15 protein-coding genes and 2 pseudogenes are annotated in these 17,217 nt (G+C 71.1%); 11 read left to right on the top strand and 6 right to left on the bottom strand.

Going from position 1 to position 17,217, the window contains the following annotated elements; translation table 11 throughout:
- Positions 1-126 precede the first annotated feature (126 nt).
- From AC07DC_RS27910 to AC07DC_RS27900, 3 genes are all read right to left on the bottom strand, one after another.
- A protein-coding gene (locus AC07DC_RS27910; protein ID WP_478917242.1) for an IS5 family transposase occupies positions 127-1,001 on the bottom strand; the annotation gives its coding sequence in 2 pieces (ribosomal slippage) (positions 127-365 and positions 365-1,001; 876 coding nt in all).
- Positions 1,002-1,525: 524 nt separating this feature from the next.
- A complete protein-coding gene (locus AC07DC_RS27905; RefSeq protein WP_478917241.1) occupies positions 1,526-2,116 on the bottom strand; it encodes a class I SAM-dependent methyltransferase in 591 nt (196 codons plus the stop codon).
- Positions 2,117-2,145: 29 nt separating this feature from the next.
- Entirely contained in the window at positions 2,146-2,535 is a 390-nt protein-coding gene (locus AC07DC_RS27900) for a hypothetical protein (protein ID WP_478917240.1), read from the bottom strand.
- 120 nt (positions 2,536-2,655) lie between these two features.
- Here AC07DC_RS27900 and AC07DC_RS27895 point away from each other — a divergent pair, with 120 nt between their 5' ends.
- Together AC07DC_RS27895 and AC07DC_RS27890 are read left to right on the top strand one after the other, a co-directional pair.
- A complete protein-coding gene (locus AC07DC_RS27895) occupies positions 2,656-3,006 on the top strand; it encodes a winged helix-turn-helix transcriptional regulator (protein WP_478917239.1) in 351 nt (116 codons plus the stop codon).
- A gap of 274 nt (positions 3,007-3,280) precedes the next feature.
- A complete protein-coding gene (locus tag AC07DC_RS27890; protein WP_478917238.1) occupies positions 3,281-3,448 on the top strand; it encodes a hypothetical protein in 168 nt (55 codons plus the stop codon).
- A gap of 45 nt (positions 3,449-3,493) precedes the next feature.
- On the opposite strand, the gene AC07DC_RS27885 is transcribed toward AC07DC_RS27890, so the two are convergent.
- From AC07DC_RS27885 to AC07DC_RS27875, 3 genes are read right to left on the bottom strand one after another with little or no spacing between them, the layout of a single operon-like run.
- Entirely contained in the window at positions 3,494-3,787 is a 294-nt protein-coding gene (locus tag AC07DC_RS27885; RefSeq protein WP_478917237.1) for a DUF1330 domain-containing protein, read from the bottom strand.
- Positions 3,788-3,820: 33 nt separating this feature from the next.
- A complete protein-coding gene (locus AC07DC_RS27880; RefSeq protein WP_478917236.1) occupies positions 3,821-5,221 on the bottom strand; it encodes an MFS transporter in 1,401 nt (466 codons plus the stop codon).
- A gap of 26 nt (positions 5,222-5,247) precedes the next feature.
- Positions 5,248-5,706, bottom strand: a complete 459-nt coding sequence (locus tag AC07DC_RS27875) for a MarR family winged helix-turn-helix transcriptional regulator (RefSeq protein ID WP_466424111.1) — start codon at positions 5,704-5,706, stop codon at positions 5,248-5,250.
- A gap of 130 nt (positions 5,707-5,836) precedes the next feature.
- On the opposite strand from AC07DC_RS27875, the pseudogene AC07DC_RS27870 reads away from it, so the two are divergent.
- The 9 genes and pseudogenes from AC07DC_RS27870 to AC07DC_RS27830 all read left to right on the top strand — a co-directional run.
- A pseudogene (locus AC07DC_RS27870) lies at positions 5,837-5,995 on the top strand (helix-turn-helix domain-containing protein); the annotation flags it as partial.
- A gap of 178 nt (positions 5,996-6,173) precedes the next feature.
- Complete coding sequence (locus AC07DC_RS27865) at positions 6,174-6,794, top strand: hypothetical protein (protein WP_478917235.1); 621 nt, start codon at positions 6,174-6,176, stop codon at positions 6,792-6,794.
- Between the two features lie 5 nt (positions 6,795-6,799).
- Positions 6,800-9,517, top strand: coding sequence for a substrate-binding domain-containing protein (locus AC07DC_RS27860; protein WP_478917234.1), 2,718 nt, complete (start codon positions 6,800-6,802; stop codon positions 9,515-9,517).
- A 53-nt stretch (positions 9,518-9,570) separates the two neighbouring features.
- Complete coding sequence (locus AC07DC_RS27855) at positions 9,571-10,944, top strand: extracellular solute-binding protein (protein WP_478917233.1); 1,374 nt, start codon at positions 9,571-9,573, stop codon at positions 10,942-10,944.
- Between the two features lie 735 nt (positions 10,945-11,679).
- On the top strand, positions 11,680-12,294 hold the full coding sequence (locus AC07DC_RS27850) for a PadR family transcriptional regulator (RefSeq protein WP_478917232.1): 615 nt from the start codon (positions 11,680-11,682) through the stop codon (positions 12,292-12,294).
- Entirely contained in the window at positions 12,291-13,022 is a 732-nt protein-coding gene (locus AC07DC_RS27845; protein ID WP_478917231.1) for an ABC transporter ATP-binding protein, read from the top strand. The genes AC07DC_RS27850 and AC07DC_RS27845 overlap by 4 nt, the downstream gene beginning before the upstream one ends.
- Positions 13,019-15,481 carry an FtsX-like permease family protein gene (locus tag AC07DC_RS27840; RefSeq protein ID WP_478917230.1) on the top strand — a complete coding sequence of 821 codons (2,463 nt, stop codon included), beginning with the start codon at positions 13,019-13,021 and terminating at the stop codon, positions 15,479-15,481. The genes AC07DC_RS27845 and AC07DC_RS27840 overlap by 4 nt, the downstream gene beginning before the upstream one ends.
- A gap of 187 nt (positions 15,482-15,668) precedes the next feature.
- The gene (locus tag AC07DC_RS27835) at positions 15,669-15,932 is read left to right on the top strand and encodes a hypothetical protein (protein ID WP_478917229.1); all 264 of its coding nucleotides are present in this window, start codon (positions 15,669-15,671) and stop codon (positions 15,930-15,932) included.
- 781 nt (positions 15,933-16,713) lie between these two features.
- Positions 16,714-16,893 (top strand): annotated as a pseudogene (locus AC07DC_RS27830) (phosphotransferase); the annotation flags it as partial.
- Between the last annotated feature and the right edge of the window lie 324 nt (positions 16,894-17,217).

The following is a 17,217-nucleotide window of genomic DNA, read 5'->3' as shown; positions in this document are numbered from 1 at the left end:
GCGCATGTGCTCCACACCTCCTCGTCGACAGCGCCGGTCCCGAACAACATCGGACGGCTGGGAGAACCTAGCTGGCCCATCGGCTCCTCGGCAAAGGGTTAACGAAAAGCCTGTGCGAGCGTGCGGTCACAGCCACTCGTTGATGGCCGCGACCAGCACGGTTGCCTCGTAGCGGACCGCCGGCTTGTCGTACCTCGTGGCCACGGCCCGGTGGCGCTTGAGGCGATTGATCCCGCACTCGACCGCGTGCCGGTCCCGATAGGCACTCTTGTCGAACTTCGCCGAACGGCCACCGCGCGAGCCGCGCTTCTTCCGGTGGAGGGCCTGGTCGGCCTTGTCCGGGATGGTGCGGCGGATGCCGCGTTGCGCAGGTAGGTGCGGTTCTTGCGGGAGGCGTACGCCTCGTCAGCGCGTACTCGATCGGGACGGACGTGCGGCCGGTCCGGCCCGATGCGGGCCGCGCGGACCTTTTCCAGCACGGGTTCGAACTGCGGAGAGTCCCCGCGCTGCCCGGCCGTCACCACGATCGACAGGGGCTTCTGGCCCTGCTCGACTGCCAGATGGAGCTTGGTGGTGAATCCACCGCGCGAGCGTCCCAGCCCATGATCAGCGGGTTCGGTGAAGATGCCGCCCGGCGGTTCCTTCTGCAGGTCACCCTGGTTCCGTGCCCCAGCCGCATGCTGATGGGCGCGGCACACCGTGGAATCGACGCTCAGGTCCCACACGATCGCACCAGCCGCATCAGCCGGGGCCTGGAGCTGAGTGAGAACCCGGTGCCAGGTGCCGTCCCGCTGCCATCGGCGGAACAGATCGTAGATCCGGCCCCACGGCCCGTACTCGACGGGCACGTCCCGCCGCGGAACCCCTGTCCGGATCCGGAACCGTATCCCGTCGATCAGCTGCCGTCGGGGCCAGAAGGGCGGCCGCCCCGCCCTCGTCCCCTTCGGCAACAACGGCTCCAACATCGCCCACCGTTCGTCCGTGAGATCTCCCCGCGCCATGAACCGTGATCACTCATCGCCCGAGATCGACTTTCGATACACGGCCTAGACGCAGAACGGCGCCCAGTCGAGCTCGCCACCCCCAGTCCCATCGACTCCGCTGCCGGGCACGCTCGCATTCGGCTGACCACATAGCAGCGGGGCCGGACAGGAACCCTGTCCGGCCCCGCTGCTCGTTCCTGTCTGTCCGCAGATTCACCCGCTCAGACGGGTGCGTGGTCCCCATGAGAATTCGACGTCCTCCAGCAGACGTCCTCCAGCTCGCCCTCCCAGCGGCCTCGCAGGAGAAGCGGGGCGCTCTCCATCCATTCGCAGATGATCAGGCTCTCGGGCTGACCGATGTAGCGTCCGCGATTGCGTGAGCACTGCTTCCTGCAGGAGGCCCCGAATCCGGACTCAGTGAGCACAAGCGGTATCGGTCGATCAAGAGCAATGGGGGCCGCCCAGCCGTTGTCACCCTCACAGACAGCAATGGCGCGTCAGACTGGGGCAGTGTTCGTGGCTTTGCCCGGATCAATTCCCCCTCACTTGAGCGCCGATGGCGCGGTCTCGGAAGACGTCCGGATGTAGCAGTACCAGGTCCACCCGGGCGCTGCGACAGGCCGCCAGCGGTCAGCAAGGAGCGCGGCAACCTCGCCCGCGTTGATGCCGCGGGGCCCGATGCTGCGGCGTTGGCGCGGTGCGGCACGTACAAGGAGGATGGCTCCTGGCGCGGCAAGGGTGTTGACGGTGTCGGCCCAGCCCGGCCGGCGCTGCTCCGGGATCCCGTGCAGGCAGCCGTTGTCGAGCAGGAGCGAGGTGGCGCCGGCGAGCCGGCCGTCGGGGTCGACCGCGTGCGGCTCGGTCACGTCGGCGACAAGCCAGAGGACTCGACCCTGTGGATCCCCGTTTCGGGCAGCGGCAATAGCCTGGGTTGTGTAGTCGACGGCCGTGACCGACCAGCCGTGCCCGGCGAGGTAGCGCGCCTGACGGCCGGTGCCACAGCCGAGGTCGACTGCCTGGGCGGGCGGCAGCGGGGCAGAGCCCTCGACGATGTCGACCAGCGGGGCCGGTATCCCGGCCCCGTCCCAAGGAACGATGCCGAGGCGGTAGAGCGCGCGGTAGGTACGGCGCATGCGGACTCCATCTGTGGGCGGTCGGCTGGTCAGCGCTCGGCCGGCAGCCGGCGCGGATGGAACCACAGGAGTGCGCCGATGAAGAGTAGCGGAGCGAATGCGGCGGAACTCACCTGACGTAAGGTCAGGTCTCCTGCGGCCAGGTACCCGAGGGTGGCCGTCCAGTCGATGACCTGGATGACGATCATCGTGTTGATCCAGCCGTCCCGGACGCGTGGTGCCCGCGCTGCGGCGAACATGCCGTAGGCGTAGCCGAGGAACCGGGCGGCCATCATCGCGAACAGCCAGTTCACCCACGGCGGCGCTGCCGGACGCAGGCCCAGCGCCTCGGCGCTCGCGCCGGGCGCCACCAGGAACAGCGCCCCGAGGATGAGTTGAAAGACTCCGACGATGACAAGGGTGACGCGTAGCGCTCGCACGGGTGGTGCTCCGTTCAGCTGGTCGACGATTCCGTGACTGTAGGTGAGCGCCGTAGCTGATTGTCAAAGAGTGAACTAGTATCCGTACTTGAACTATTGGCTCTGACCAGCGGAGACGTCATGAACAGGGAATGCGCCGACGAGACCTGCCCGGTGGCCTTGGCAGTGAAGATCCTCGACGGCAAATGGACGATGCTCGTGATCCGTGACCTGCTCGGCGGCACCAAGCGCTTCTCCGAGCTGCGTATCTCGCTCGCCGGCATCAGCCCGAAAACCCTCACCGACCGGCTGCGCTCCCTCGAGGAGCACGGGCTCGTGCAGCGTGTCATCCACGCCGAGATCCCCCCGCGAGTGGAGTACACGCTGACCGACACGGGCCTCGGCCTCGAACCCGCTATCCGCGCGCTGGGCGCCTGGGGCACCACGATGGCCACGACACCGGCAGTTACCCCTGCCAGGGGCGCCAGCTAGCGGCTCGGCTGGGGCCGTTGCCGCGCCCCCACACACCTGCCGCCCGCGACCCGCGCCCAGACTGCCGCGGCCCCCGGCAACGTCCTGCGCACCGTCGCCCACCTGGCCGCCGACCACTGGCCCCTTCGACCTGGTCCTGGCCGGAGGCCTCTTCGACTACCTCGAAGAACGCTTCGCCCGAGCCCTGATCCGCACCACTCTGTCCCGCCTGTGCCGCCCCGGAGGCACGTTCTACTTCTCCACCATCGCGACCCCGAACCCCTACGCCGCCCTGATGACCCACATCGGCCGCTGGAACCTCGTCGAACGCACCCCCGCCGACATCGAGGCCGACGTCCGTGCCGCCGCGCCGCCGGGAACCGTCGCCGGACTGGACATCACCGCCGATGCCACTGGCCTGACGCGGTTCGCGACGGTGCGGCGCGCTGACGACCCGGGGTGATCCCCGCAGTCGGCTTCGTGTTCGTCGCCGACGCAGCCTCGATCGTCAGTCGAGGCCTTCGATGATGCGGAAGTCGCGCTCGACGCCGTCAGCAAGTGTGGCCAGCGCCTCCTGGTAGGCCGCACTCGCATGTGCGGCGACCGCCTGTTCGAAGCTGTCGAACTCGATCAGGACGGTGCGCTCGGCGATTCCGGCGTCGTGTGCGACGACCCGACCGCCACGGGCGAGGGTCCGCCCGCCCCCGGCCCGGACGGCCGGACCGGCCAGCTTGTTGTAGGCAGCCAGCTTCTCGGGGTCCGCAATGGTGCGGTAGACGCTGACCCAGTAGCCCTTGGGCATGGAACCTCCAGTGTTGGGATGAGTGCATCTGACTTACGGGTTGGTCTCGGACGGACGTCGGCGGGCGAGAGCGAGGCTTGTCAGCGTCGTGATCGCCATGGCGCCGATGCCGACCAGCGCCGCGGTGGTGTAGGCGTTGTCGTCGGGGAAGAGGTGGCCGGGGCCGGTGCCGGCGGCGAGGATCAGGCCGCCGATGGCGCTGCCCAGGGAGTACCCGACGCTGCGGACGACGTAGTTGAAGCTCATGGCGCTCGAGGTCTCGCTCTTGGGGGTGACGGCCAGGATGACGCCGGGCATGGCGGCCGAGAAGCTGCCGACGCCGAAGCCGAGCACGCCCATGGCCGCGAGCAGTTCGGCCAGGTTGGACCGGGCGGTGGCGAACAGGACGAACCCGCCGCCGACGATGGCGGCGCTGCCGGCCAGGAGCAGGGGGCCGTCGATCCGTTCGCGGACCCGCGGCGTGAGCTTGCCGGCGACGAACCCCAGCACGGAGAACGGGATGAGGACCAGCCCCGCCACGAAGGTCGTCAGCCCGAAGCCGTAGCCGGCGCCGTGCGGCGTCTGCGCGTAGCGGGTGATGAGCGTGAGCAGGAGGTACATGCCGCTCCCGCCGACGAACATGGCGAGGTTCGCCCCGGCGACCGCCGGGTGCCGTATCGCCCGGACGTCGACCAGGGGCGTCTTGGTTCGCAGTTCGGAAACGGTCCAGACGCAGAGCAGGAGCACGGCGGCGACGGCAAGGGTCACCGCCACGGCGAGGTGTCGGCTCCACAGGCTCCTCTCGCCGGCCAGGAACAGGACGAGGAGCAGTCCACCCGCCAGGACGAGCGCACCGGCCACGTTCACGTGAGCGGAGCGGCCTTCGGGAGCTGCGGGCATGGAGCGCCACGCGGTCACGAAGGCGATGGCGGTGACGAGCAGGCCGAGGCCGTAGGCGGCCCGCAGTCCGCCGAACTCGGCGAGCAGCGCGGCCAGCGGGTAGCCGACGCCGGCTCCGATGATGGAGACCACTGAGATCAGGGCGATCGTGGCCGCGCTGCGCTCCTCGGGAAGATGGTCGCGGGCCACGCCCATCATCAGCGCCGTGAGACCGAGTCCGACGCCTTGGGCCGCTCTGCCCACGAGCAGCCAGGCGAACGGCAGCGGCAGCACGGTGAGCGCGCTGCCGACGACGACGATCGCCAGCGTGGCGAGAATCGTGGCCCGCCGGTGCGGACCGGCTCCGAGCCGGCCGAGGACGGGTGTGGCGACGGCGCCGCTGAGCAGGGCGATGGTCAGCGTCCACTGCGCGCTGTCGAGGGAGACGTGGAACGTGGTCGCCACGCTGGTGATGAGCGGCGTCCCGAGGCTGGCGACCGCCGCCACGACCAGGGCGATGAACATCAGAGCGGGGACCAGCAGACGTGCCTCGGAACGTATCAGGGCAGTGCGCATGGGCTGGTCCTGAGCCTGGGCCGCGGTCACCGGTCCGACTCCTCTCGGGCGTGGCTTTCGAGCTCCGCCAGATGTAGCAGCGCCGGAAGGGCTGCTGCCAAGGCCTCGACCTCGTCACCGGTGAGTTCGTCGATCAACCGCGCGTACGCGTCGACGCCCGCCTGGCGTCGCGTCCGGACGTACGACGCGCCGGCCTCGGTCAGGCACACCAGCGTGACCCGCTTGTCGGACGGATCGCCCTTCCGCTCGACCATCCCGGATTCCTCCATCACCCGGACCAGGACGGTCATCGCGGGCTGGGTGACGCCCTCGGCCACCGCCAGATCGGTGATCCGTCGCGGGCCGGTCTTGTCCAGGGTGGCCAAGGTGGCGGCGGACGTCAGGCTCATGTCGCGGGGAAGGCGTCTCACGGCCCTGGTGGCCAGACCGTAGAGGGCTGACCCGATGGCATCGGAAGCGCCGTGCGCGGCGTCTCGGCGACTCATGCCTGAAGCATAGCAGCTTTATATGAATCCTTTATGCATCTCCCGATCGGGGTTCGGCGATGCTTGGCTTACAACGCGTTCGCGTAAAGATGAACGAGCGTCGGTTTTGATCGCCCTGTTGATCCCTTCGGCCCGCATCCGCCAGGCGCAGCACCTGCTGGAGATCGCCGGGCACACCGTCGAACGGATCGCCGCTCAGGTCGACTTCGGCTCGCCGACGGCCTTCCGCGACCATCTCAAGCGCACCACCGGCGTCAGCCCGCAGGCCTACCGGCGCACCTTCAGCTGACGCGGGGACGGTGGCAGTGCGCCGGTTGTCCACAGAGCCGGTTGTCCGCAGATCGAAGGGATACTCCACGGCGCCCCGGCCGCCATGGAACAATCGGCAGACGGCGGGACCGGCGGTGACGGGCCGTTGGAAGCGACACAGCGCGGCGGGTGACGACGGCGCCGATGGGGGCACAGCGATGACGGACGGCAACGCCGCGGGCAGCGCGGAAACCGGTGCGGGTGGCAACGCGGACGGCGGTGCGAGCAGCAGCGCCGGCAGTGCGGACGACGGCGGTGCGGAACGGACCGAGTTACGGATCAGCGTCACCGGCACGCACAACCGGCACCTGGACCTCGAAGCCCTGCGGGAGTGGCTGGAGAGTGCCCCCTCCCTCCAGGAGGCCCGTGACCGGGGCGAGTTCACCGTGGAGCGCAGGGCATCACGCGATCAGCGCGAGACGATGGCGGGCGAGATCCTCCAGGACATCGTGCTGGTCGTGATCGGTGAGGCCGCCCGCCCCGTCGCCGAGAGCGCCTGGCGTTCGTCGCTGACCTGGGTGCGCAACCGCCGTCGGCTCGCCGACCGGCGCGAACACCCCCGCGTGACACTCGACGGTGGCGGCACCGCGGCCGGCGGGGACATCCGCCTGGACAGCGATCCGGGACCTGACGCGGCGGACGGCACCAACTCCGCGATACCGTCCGCAACTTCCCCGGCATCACCGAGTCCCGCCCCCGCTACCCACGCCGATGACGCCCACCGCCACGCACCCGACGACTACGGGCCGGCCGACGCCGACGAGCCGGAGGGGGCCTAGCAGTCGTGCCACCGTACGATCCGCGTGGCCAGGGGAACGGCGGGGGCGGCGGGGGCAAGCGGCACCGCGCCGTGCTCCTCGGCGCCGCCGGCTACGAGCACCTTCCGCCGCTGATCCCGGTGGCCCGCAGCGTGCGGCTGATGGAAGCGGCACTCAGCGCCGAGGGCACCGGAGTGCTGGATCCTGACGACATCATCGTGCCCGAGGGGCCGCTGGGTGCCGCCACGTTCCGGACCGCGCTGTCCACCGCGAGGGACCAGGCCGAGGGCCTGCTGCTGGTGTACTTCGCGGGCCACGGACTGGTCCGCAGCGACGGTACCGACCTGCATCTGATGGTCAGCGGCTCCCGGGTGACCCACAACCGCGAGCACCCCTTCGTGGACGCCATCTCCTGGCACGACGTCATGGGCTCGCTCATCCACGCCACGGCCGACTGGGTCGTCGTCATCCTGGACTGCTGCTACGCGGGCAACGCGCTGCACGACTTCACCCCCGACGGCGAACAGAACTTCGCCGTCCTCACCGCCGCCGAGGCAGGCGTTGAGATCCCCGAGGGCACCGAGCAGGACGGCACGCCCTTCACCCAGGCACTGCACCGGCTGCTGACCACCGGTGTTCCCGGGCAGCGGCAGGTCACCTTCACCGGGCTGGTGGCGGCCGTCCGGGAGGCGATGGCGCCGGTCAGCGCGGTCGACGGCCACCGCTGGCTGCCCGACGAGCGGCGCCGCGGCGATGACGTCGTGCTTTCCCACGCGTCGCCCGCGCCGGCCGACCCACTGCCCCCTTCCACCCCGGCCCGGACCACGTCCACCGCCGCGCCGACGACACCCAAGGCGTCACCCGAGGCGCTGCCGGAGAGGTCCCCCGGCACTCCGCCATCGACGTTCCCCCACGCGGCCCGCCGGCCCCGGCGCCGGCGTTGGGGCCGGTCGTGGAGCCGGAGTGGGGGCCGGGCGTGGAGCCGGACCGTCACTCGCGGTGCGGCCGTCGCTCTTGCCGTCCTGGCCCTCGCCACCGCGGGCGGCATCTACGCGTTCTCCTCGGGGAGCGGCGCGGTCTGTGCCCCGCCGACCCAGTTACGGCTGCTGGCCGATCCGGATGTGTTCCCCACCGTCCAGAAAGCGGCCGACGCGTATGTGAAACGCGACCCCGCGCACTGCCGCACGGTGGGCATCACCGTGTACCAGGCGAAGGCGACCGACGTCGTCACCGCCTTCCAGAACTCCGCCGTCTGGCAGTCACCGCCCGCCGCCTGCCCGCGCACCGGTGACTGCCTGCGGCCTCAGCGCGACGTGGGCGCGCAGCCGGACATCTGGATACCGGGCGCGAGCAGCACCTGGCGGCGCGCCCAGGGCGGCGGGCAGCCGGTCGCGACCCTGGAGCGGTTCGGGCCCGTCGCGTTCTCGCCGCTGGTGCTCGCCGTCCCGGAGAGCGTGTCGCTGCCGGCCGCCGATCAGACCGGCGCCCCGCTCAGCCGGATCATCGCCCACCTGCGGGCTCCGCAGTCGCAGGCGGCGCTGCTGCGTCCCGACCCCGAGTACACCGACGCCGCGCTGCTCGGCACCACGGCGGTGTACGCGTCGCTGGGTGGCACCGGGCAGTCGCCCGAGCAGATCGAGCAGGGCATGACGCGCTCCCTCAGCCCGGCGCCCGGCACCGCGCGCGATCTGATGTGCGCGCTGTCGCTGAGCGCGAACAACGCGCTGGAGGACCGGGCCGCCGTCCTCGTCCCCGAGCAGACGATGGCCCAGTTCAACCTGGACTCCGGCGACCCCGGGCGCCCGTCGTGCGCCGGTTCGACGCTGTCCCGGCGCGTCGCCCAGTACCCCGTCGACGTCGATACGCCGGACCTGCCGTTCATCCACGTCACCTGGAAGGGCGCCGAGCGGAACACCGACCGGCGGAATGAGGATGTCCGGGACTTCTACGACTGGCTGGCGGGACCGGCCGGCCAGGAGGTGTTCACCGGCGACGGGTACCGCGGGGTGCGCGACGGCGCTCCCGCCGCGCCCGGGGCCGGATCCCCGCTCACCCGGCCCGCGAACGCCCGCGCCGTGCGCACCGACCTGACGCCGCCGGCCACGCCGGTGGCCACCCCCGCCGCCCTCAGGGACGCCCTCCAGCACTACCGGCAGGCCCTCGGCCCGGGCAGGGTGCTGTACCTGTTGGACAGCTCGTCCTCGATGGACCGGGTCTGGGAGGGTCCGGGCCGCGCCAAGGATCTGCTCGCCCGGTCCCTGGCCGCGCTCGGCGCGAAGGACGAGTACGCACTGTGGTCCGTCGTCGGCGACGGCGCGGGCCGGCACCGAGATCTGCTGGGATTCGGCGCCCATGACCGCAAGGCGGCCCAGGCGGTGGTGGCCGCAGCTACCACGGTCCCGCAGGACGCGGACCCGGCTGGCGCGCTGCACGCGGCGCTGGCCGCCCTGCGCGAGCGCGCCACAGCCGGCGGGGAGCGGCCGCAGCTGATCGTGCTCATCACGGACGACGAGGACTCGGCGGACATCCCGCCCGCCGCCCTGAAGTCCCTGGCGCAGGACGCGGCGACCGGGCCCAAGACGCGCGTCGTCACCGTCTCGCTGCACACCGGTGGCTGCACCTCGGTCCCCCTCGACCAGCAGATCACGGCGGCCACCGGGGGCCGCTGCCTGGACCCGGCGGTCGAGATCGCGACGGAACTGACGGCCGAGGTCGCGAAGACGGGGACAGGGGACGCCGAATGAACCGGGACCCGCAGGGGAGGCGACGCCGGCCCGCAGGCAGCGGGATCCGGACCGTGCGGCGCGTCCTCGCCGCCGCCCTGCCGCTGCTGGTGTGCGCCGCCGCCTGCTCCTCCGGCGGCGACTCCGCCGCGCCATCCGGCGGCGGCCCGGCGGCGCCCGGTCCGATCGTCGTCGCCTCCGGTCTCGACGTGACCGGGTCGGACGGGGTGCGCCAGCAGCTCATCGAGGAGTGGAACCGGCTCCACCGGGATTCTCCCGACCTCCAGGCCGAACTCGTCGAACTGCCCGGCGGCGCCGACCAGCAGCGCAGCCAGCTGCTCGGCGCCCTCCAGTCCGGCAGCGCCCGCTATGACGTGGTGAACCTGGACGTCACCTGGGTGCCGGAATTCGCGGCGGCCGGCCTCATCAGCCCCTTCCCCGGCGACGAGGGGAAGGACCCGGATGTCATCGCGCAGGTCGCCGGGACCACCGGCTGGAAGGGCCGCACCTACGCCGTTCCGTTCAACAGTGACGTCGGGCTGCTCCTCTACCGGCCCGACTACCTCCAGCAGGCCGGCGTCGACCTGACCAAACAGCCGCCGGCGGCGCGGAAGTGGTCCGACCTCACCGACATCATCAAGACACTCGACTCCACCACCGCCCCCGGCCCCCGCAAGGGCGGCTACACCAGCGGCTGGACCACCCAGCTCGCCCCGTACGAGGGCCTGACCGTCAACACGATCGAGGCGTTCGAGTCCGTCGGCGTCCGGCTCACCGACGACGAAGGCCGCTACATCGCCGACCAGCAGCAACTCAAGGACGGCCTCGGTGAGCTGCGCGCCCGCGCGGACCGCGCCCTGCCCGGCACGCCGACCTTCGACGAGAGCGCCTCCCTCACCCAGTTCGGTGCCGGCCGGACCGCCTTCCTGCGGTTTTGGCCGTACGGCTTCGGGTCGCTGACGACGCTGCTGCCGCCCACCGCGTACAGCGTCACGCGGCTGCCGGGCGCCACGGTGCTCGGCGGCCAGAACCTCGCCGTCGCCACCGGCTCGCCCCGGGCGGAGCACGCCCGCGAACTGATCGCCTTCCTCACCTCGCGGGCGAGCGAACGCTGTCTGCTCGACGCCGGTTTCGCCGCCACCCGCACCTCGGTCTACGCCGACGACGCGAAGCCCTGCCACCCCGCCGTCGCCGCCGCGCTGCACCCGGCGGCGACGGGTGAGGGCCGGTGGCCGGCCCAGCCGGCGGCGGTCAGGGCGGCGTACACCCTGACCTTGCGCGACGCGTTGAACGACGCGGTCCAACGGCCCCGTACGCCCTACTACGGGGCGTTCACCCAGGTACTCCAGTCCATCGTCCACGCCTGGCTCACCGCCGAGCGCCCGGACACCGACGCGACGGCCGCCCAACTGGACACGGCACTGCGGGCGGCACTGGCCGGTCACTAGCGGTGGTTTGTCAAGCAGGGGTGTAGAGGTCGATGGGTATGCCGGTGCTGACGGCGTTGATCAGGTCTTGGAGCTCGGCGGACGGGGGCTTGGTTGTCCAGGCTCGCCAGTAGCGTTTGCAGCGGGCCCAGGGCGTCAGCCAGCCACGGACGGCCCGGATCGCTTTGGGCCGGCTGGCCGGGCGGGGCTGATGGGACGCCGGATGGCCCCCTCTCTGTCCGGCCGGCGGCCGATTCTTGGCCTCGTTGCGACGCCGCTTGCACCATGCCGCTGCCACCGCCGCAGTCCCCACCCGGCCGCTGGAGATCACCACCATCCGAGGCCACGGCTATCGGCTCGAAAAGCCGGAGAGCCAGTAGGGACTTCCTGGCGCACTGTCAACGGACGCCCCTCACTTGATGCCCCCGCTCGGACGACATACCGAACGGGTCCGCGTCAGGCCGAAGTCCGCCGGTAGCGGGCGGGCAGGACCTGGTCGGAGAAACCCGCCCGCTGCGACCCTGAGCTGCACCGAGACGTCGTCACGTCGCCAGGCCGGGAACGAGAATTTGCTGCGCCAGGTGCCCCGTGCCACCGGTTCCCGGGCGGCCGGTGGCGACCTGTCCTTCTGCTGCACCGTGGGCAACGGGCACGCCAGGCCGTTTCTTTGGGTGTGAAAGTTTTCGCCTCTACCTCTCCCCGTGTTTATGTATACCGAGTATCCTACTCGGTATACATAAACACTCGGGAGGTTCGATGAGCGTGCGTCACGCCCTGTTGGCCCTGCTCAGCGAGGGTCCGAAGTACGGGCTGCAGCTCCGCCAGGAGTTCGAGGCACGGACGGGGGACGTCTGGCCGCTCAACGTCGGCCAGGTCTACACGACGATGCAACGTCTCGAGCGGGACGGACTCGTGGAGTCGGACTCCGACGACACCATGGACGGCCCGCAGAAGAAGTTCCAGATCACCGCGGACGGCAGCGGCGAGCTGACCACCTGGCTGCGCACCCCGCCCGGCGCCGACGCTCCACCCCGCGACGAGCTGGTGATCAAGGTGCTCGTGGCGCTGCGACTGCCCGGCATCGACGTGTCGGAGATCCTTCAGGCGCACCGCCGTCACACGGTCACCCAGATGCGGCAGTACACCAGGCTCAAGGAGGACGCACCGGAGGATCTGCCGTTGCTCCTGGTCGCCGACGCCCAGCTCTACCGCCTGGAATCAGTGGTGCGCTGGCTGGATTCCACCGAAGGCCGCCTCAAGCACCACGCTCCCGAGCAGCCGCGTACCCCTCAGACACCGCACCCTGCCGACGATCCTTCCGCCACAGCGGAAACCGACGCCGGCGCCGGAGTACCAGGAGCCGTCCGATGAGCGCGCTGCTCGACCTTCAGAAGGTGTCGAAGACCTACGGCACCGGACCCGCCGCCGTGCGGGCGCTCGACAGTGTCGATCTCCAGGTGAACGCCGGGGAACTGGTCGCCGTCATGGGGCCCAGCGGCTCCGGCAAGTCCACCCTGCTCACCATCGCCGGCAGCCTGGAGGAGCCGACCACCGGCGACGTGATCATCGAGGGGACACCGCTGTCCGGGCTGAGCCGCAACGACCGGGCCCGGCTGCGTCGCCGTCACATCGGCTATGTCTTCCAGGACTTCAACCTGCTCGCCGGCCTCACCGCCGTCGAGAACATCACCATGCCGCTGGAACTCGACGGCATGAAAGCCAAACACGCCCGACAGGCCGGCCTACGCGCGCTGGAAGAGCTCGGTCTCGCCGACCGCGCCGACAGCTTCCCCGACGAACTCTCCGGCGGCATGCGACAGCGCGTCGCCATCGCCCGAGCCCTCGTCGGGGACCGGCGGCTGCTGCTGGCCGACGAACCCACCGGCGCTCTCGACCAGCACACCGGCGAAGACGTCATGCGCCTGATCAGAACCGCCTGCCGCGATGGAGCCGCCGCCGTCCTGGTGACCCATGACGCCCAACTGGCCTCCTGGGCCGACCGGGTGGTCTTCGTGCGGGACGGCACGGTCATCGACACCACCGCGCCCCTCGAAGGCCCCGAATCCCTGCTGTCGCCCGGCGGGGGGCCGGGACGATGACGACCACCACCCTCACCCCGGCCCCCGCACCGGACCGCCCGCGCGGCGGCGGACTGCCGGCCCACTCCGCCATCGTGCGCTGGGCATGGCGGCTGCTGCGCCGGGAGATCCGGCAGCAGACCCTGCTCGTCCTCCTGCTCGCCTTCACCGTCGCCGGCGCAGTCTGCTCCCTCAACGCCGCCAACGCGTACCAGCAGTCCCCGGCCGGCACCTTCGGATCCGCACAGCAGGTGCTGCACCTCAACGGCGCCGACCCGGGACAGGTGACGACCCAGATCGCCACGGCACAGAGCGCGTTGGGCCCCTCCGAGGTGATCGGCCACCGGGCCGTCCCGATCCCCGGATCCGTCCGGCCCCTCGACATCCGCGCCCAAGACCCGAACGGGCGCTATGGGTCCGCGATGCTGCGGCTGACCCGCGGACGACACCCCACCACCAGCACGGAGCTCGCCCTCACCCGGTCCGCGGCCGACATCTTCCACGCCTTCCCGGGCTCGACCGTCATCCTCGGCGGACAGCCGTACTCCGTGGTCGGGCTGGTGGAGAACCCGCAGAAACTCGACGACCAGTTCGCCCTGGCCGCCCCGGGATCCACCGTCGCCGGCCGTCCCGCAGCCACCGCCGACCTCCTCGCGGCCGCATCACCCACCGCGTTCGACACCTACCGAACTACCGACTCGACTCCCAAGACCTTCGACGAACGCAAGGACTTCGGAGGGTCGGTGGTCGCCGCGACCATCTTCGCGCTCTCCACCGTCGTCCTGCTGCTCGTCTCGCTCGTCGCCGCGGCCGGATTCGCCGTCATCGCACAGCGTCGGCTGCGCCAGATCGGCATGCTCGCCGCGATCGGTGGCACCGACCGCCACCTGCGACTGGTACTCATCGCGCACGGCGCGCTGACCGGCTCGATCGCCTCAGTGGTCGGCACTGTGACCGGCCTCGCGGCCTGGCTGCCGATCGCCCCGCGGATGGAGGACGCGGCCGGGCACCGCATCGACCGGCTCGACCTGCCCTGGGTCCTGATCGTGCTCATGGCCCTCGTCGCGGTCCTCGCCCCGACCGCCGCCGCGTGGTGGCCCGCCCGCGCTATGGCCCGTATCCCCGCCGCCCAAGCACTGTCCGCACGGCCGCCCCGGCCGGTACCCGCCCGGCAGTCCGCATGGGCGGCCTCGGCACTGCTGGCCGCGGGCATCGGCTGCCTGATTCCCGCGCACCGCGCCAACGCACGGCTGATGTCGCTCGGCATCGTCGCAGTGGTGCTCGGTCTGCTGCTGTTCAGTCCGCTCGCCGTCCGGGCGCTCACCACTCTCGCGGGCCGAGCCCCGTTGACCACGCGGCTCGCACTGCGAGATCTCGGGCGCTATCAGGCCCGTTCCGGAGCCGCACTGGCCGCGATCACCCTCGCGATCGGCATCCCGGTCGCCGTCTCTGTCCTCGCCGCATCCAGCCAGGTCTCGGCGGACCGGGGCAATCTGTCGGCGAGCCAGCTCGTCGTGCGAATCGGCGACGGCAGGAGCCCGGTCGTGACCGAGCTGCCTACCGCCGACCTCGCCCGGCTGCGTGCCCTGATCGACCAGTACGCCCATGCCCTGGGGACCACCGCGACGCCCCTTCTCACGGCGTACTCACCGGACGCGCCGCCGATGAGGGGCGGCCCCACCCCCAACGGCGCCGATCATCCGGTCATCGAACTGGGCCGCAGGACTAGCGCCAACCAATGGGCCAGCGGTCCGCTGTACGTCGCCACGCCCGAAGCCGCCACACGTTTCGGCTTCGACATCGCGACCGGCGGCCCGGACACCGACGTCCTCACTCCGGAAGCGGGACAGCGGGACATCCTCGGCACCGCGCAGCGCGACCTCACCGCCCGCACCGCACCCATCCCCGGCTCCGCATACAGTGCCGTCCCGCACTCCTTCCTGACGCCCGCTGCACTGAGCCGCAACGGCTGGCGATCCGCGACCGCCGGGTGGTTCGTCCAGGCACCCCACGACCTCACCGGCGCCCAGATCACCGCCGCCCGCGAACTGGCGGCCGCCAACGGACTGGTCACCGAAGTCCGCGACCATCAGGACGGCCTCGCCACGCTCCGCTGGGCCTCGGTGGCCGGTGGCGCGGTCCTGGCACTGGGCGTGCTGGCCATGACCGTGGGCACCATCCGTGGTGAGGCCGCCGACGAACTGCGCACTCTGGCCGCCACCGGCGCGACCACCACCATCCGCCGCAATCTGACTGCCGCAACCGCCGGATTCCTCGCGCTCGCTGGTGTCCTGCTCGGCACCGCCGGCGCCTACCTCGTGCTCCTCGCCGCCTTCTCCGACGATCTTGGCTCCCTCGCCCACGTTCCGTACATGCCACTCGCCCTTGCCCTCGTCGGCATACCCCTCTTGGCCACCTCCGCAGCGTGGCTCACCGCCGGTCGCGAACCCACCACGATGACTCGCCGCCTGCTGGAATGAGCGGACGTCCGTGGAGTGGGAGGGGACGACCCTGTCGTCCCAGGTCCGTTGGCGGTGTAGCCACCAGGCCCACGGAGACGATGTCGGGGCCCGTAGGTTGTCCGTGAAGACCGGGCCCCGGATGCCGCCGGGGAAGCCAGGAAGGGGCGTTACCCGTGCTCCCCGCCCGCGTGGGGATGCACCTGACATGGCCAAGCAGCGCATGTCAACGACTGCGGCTGCCCGCCCGCGCACCTCACCCGAAGACCGCGCGATTGCTCACTGGCAGAAGCGGCTCAACGCGTTCCCAATGGGTATCCGTCGGATCGCCCCTGCTTCCCACAACTCTCTCAGCGAATCACGCGCTCGGCGGACGCAATTCACGGTCAATGCTCTCGGCGCTGGCCAGCAGGTCCGGGTGCAATCGGCGTCTGGTGCTGAACAGTTCGATGCCCAGAAGCCGTTCGTGTGAGTCGTAGTCGAGTATCGCCGTGTCGTCCTCGGCAGGGACATGCCGGACAGCCTCACCCTGGGGCGATCCTTTCGGCAAGGTAGATGTACGCCATGTTGGGTTGTTGACACAACCCCTGGCCTGGTCAAACGGTGCGCTGAGTAGTTCATCGGCAAGCCTGGCCGCGAGGGAACTACGGCCCCCTGCCCGGCCCTGCACGCTCGAGGCCCGCACCATCACGGTGGTGGGCCGCGAATGCGGAGTCGGGGCCGGGGACGGCATGAGGCGCACCGTGCGGCGCGAGGGGGGTTTGCGTCGCGCTGCACGGTGCGCCCGGTCCAGCGTGACCGGGGGAATCACGCCGTACCAGCCGACGCCACCGGGGGAGGGGCGTCGGAGCGGGAGCCGTTCGGCAGCCGGGTGGAGCAGCCCGGCGGCCGGTGACTGACCTCGGCATTCGGACGACGGGGAGTCCCGTCGTGATCTCACCCGATGGGATCCGAGTGCCTCACATCTAAGGAGGCGTGCCCGGCCCCGGATTCGTTACTGCTCGCATCGGGGGCCGCAGCAGGCTGGGCCTTCTCCGCGGTCCGGCTGGGGCACTCGCCCTATTTGGCGCTGGTGCTGTCGCGTGCCCGGTTGAGTTGGGTGCGGTATCTCTCGACGTGCTGGCCAGCGACGTCGGCGAGCCTGCTGATCTCCCAGCCCCCGGCCCACCCTGTGCGGGCCGGTGGCCTCCGACCCGACCGTCTCGCGGCTGATCGGAACCCTGGCCATAGCCGGTCCCGCGCGCTGATTTCTGTACCAGCCACGCCCGGACCCCGCGACCCTGCGTCGCGCCCGCGGCTGGGCGGTGCTGCGCGCCCTCAGCGGCACCCACATCGGAGACGCCGGTGTCCACGGCCGCCCCGGAGGCAAGCCCGCCTGGGGCCCACCCGCCCACGCCGCGCTGCGACGCCTCACCGCATCAATCCACCAGTGATCAAGCACCCTGGCAGGAGGTTGAAAGCAAGCTAAGCCCACCCCGGTTGGGTGCCCGCGATACCGGTGCGACGCTGGGGTAGCCCAGCGGGCATGGGCTCCGGGCTCAACGGCGCCGCCCGCCAGGTGGGCAGCGCCGTGGGAGTCGCCGCCATGGGCACCGCGCTGGGCTCGCACACGGCACGCAGCGGGGTGGCGGGGGCGGCCCTGAGCGGCGCCCTGGACACCAGCTTCCAGGCGATCGCAGCGGCCGCGGTGCTCGTGTGCGCCGGATGGACTGATCCGGCCCGCCCCGAGCCAACCGTGGCCGCCGCCGGCCGGACCG

It is taken from the genome of Streptomyces sp. NPDC045021 (assembly GCF_056432645.1).
Note: the sequence above shows the minus strand (reverse complement) of the source record. Positions and strands in the feature narration are given on the sequence as shown.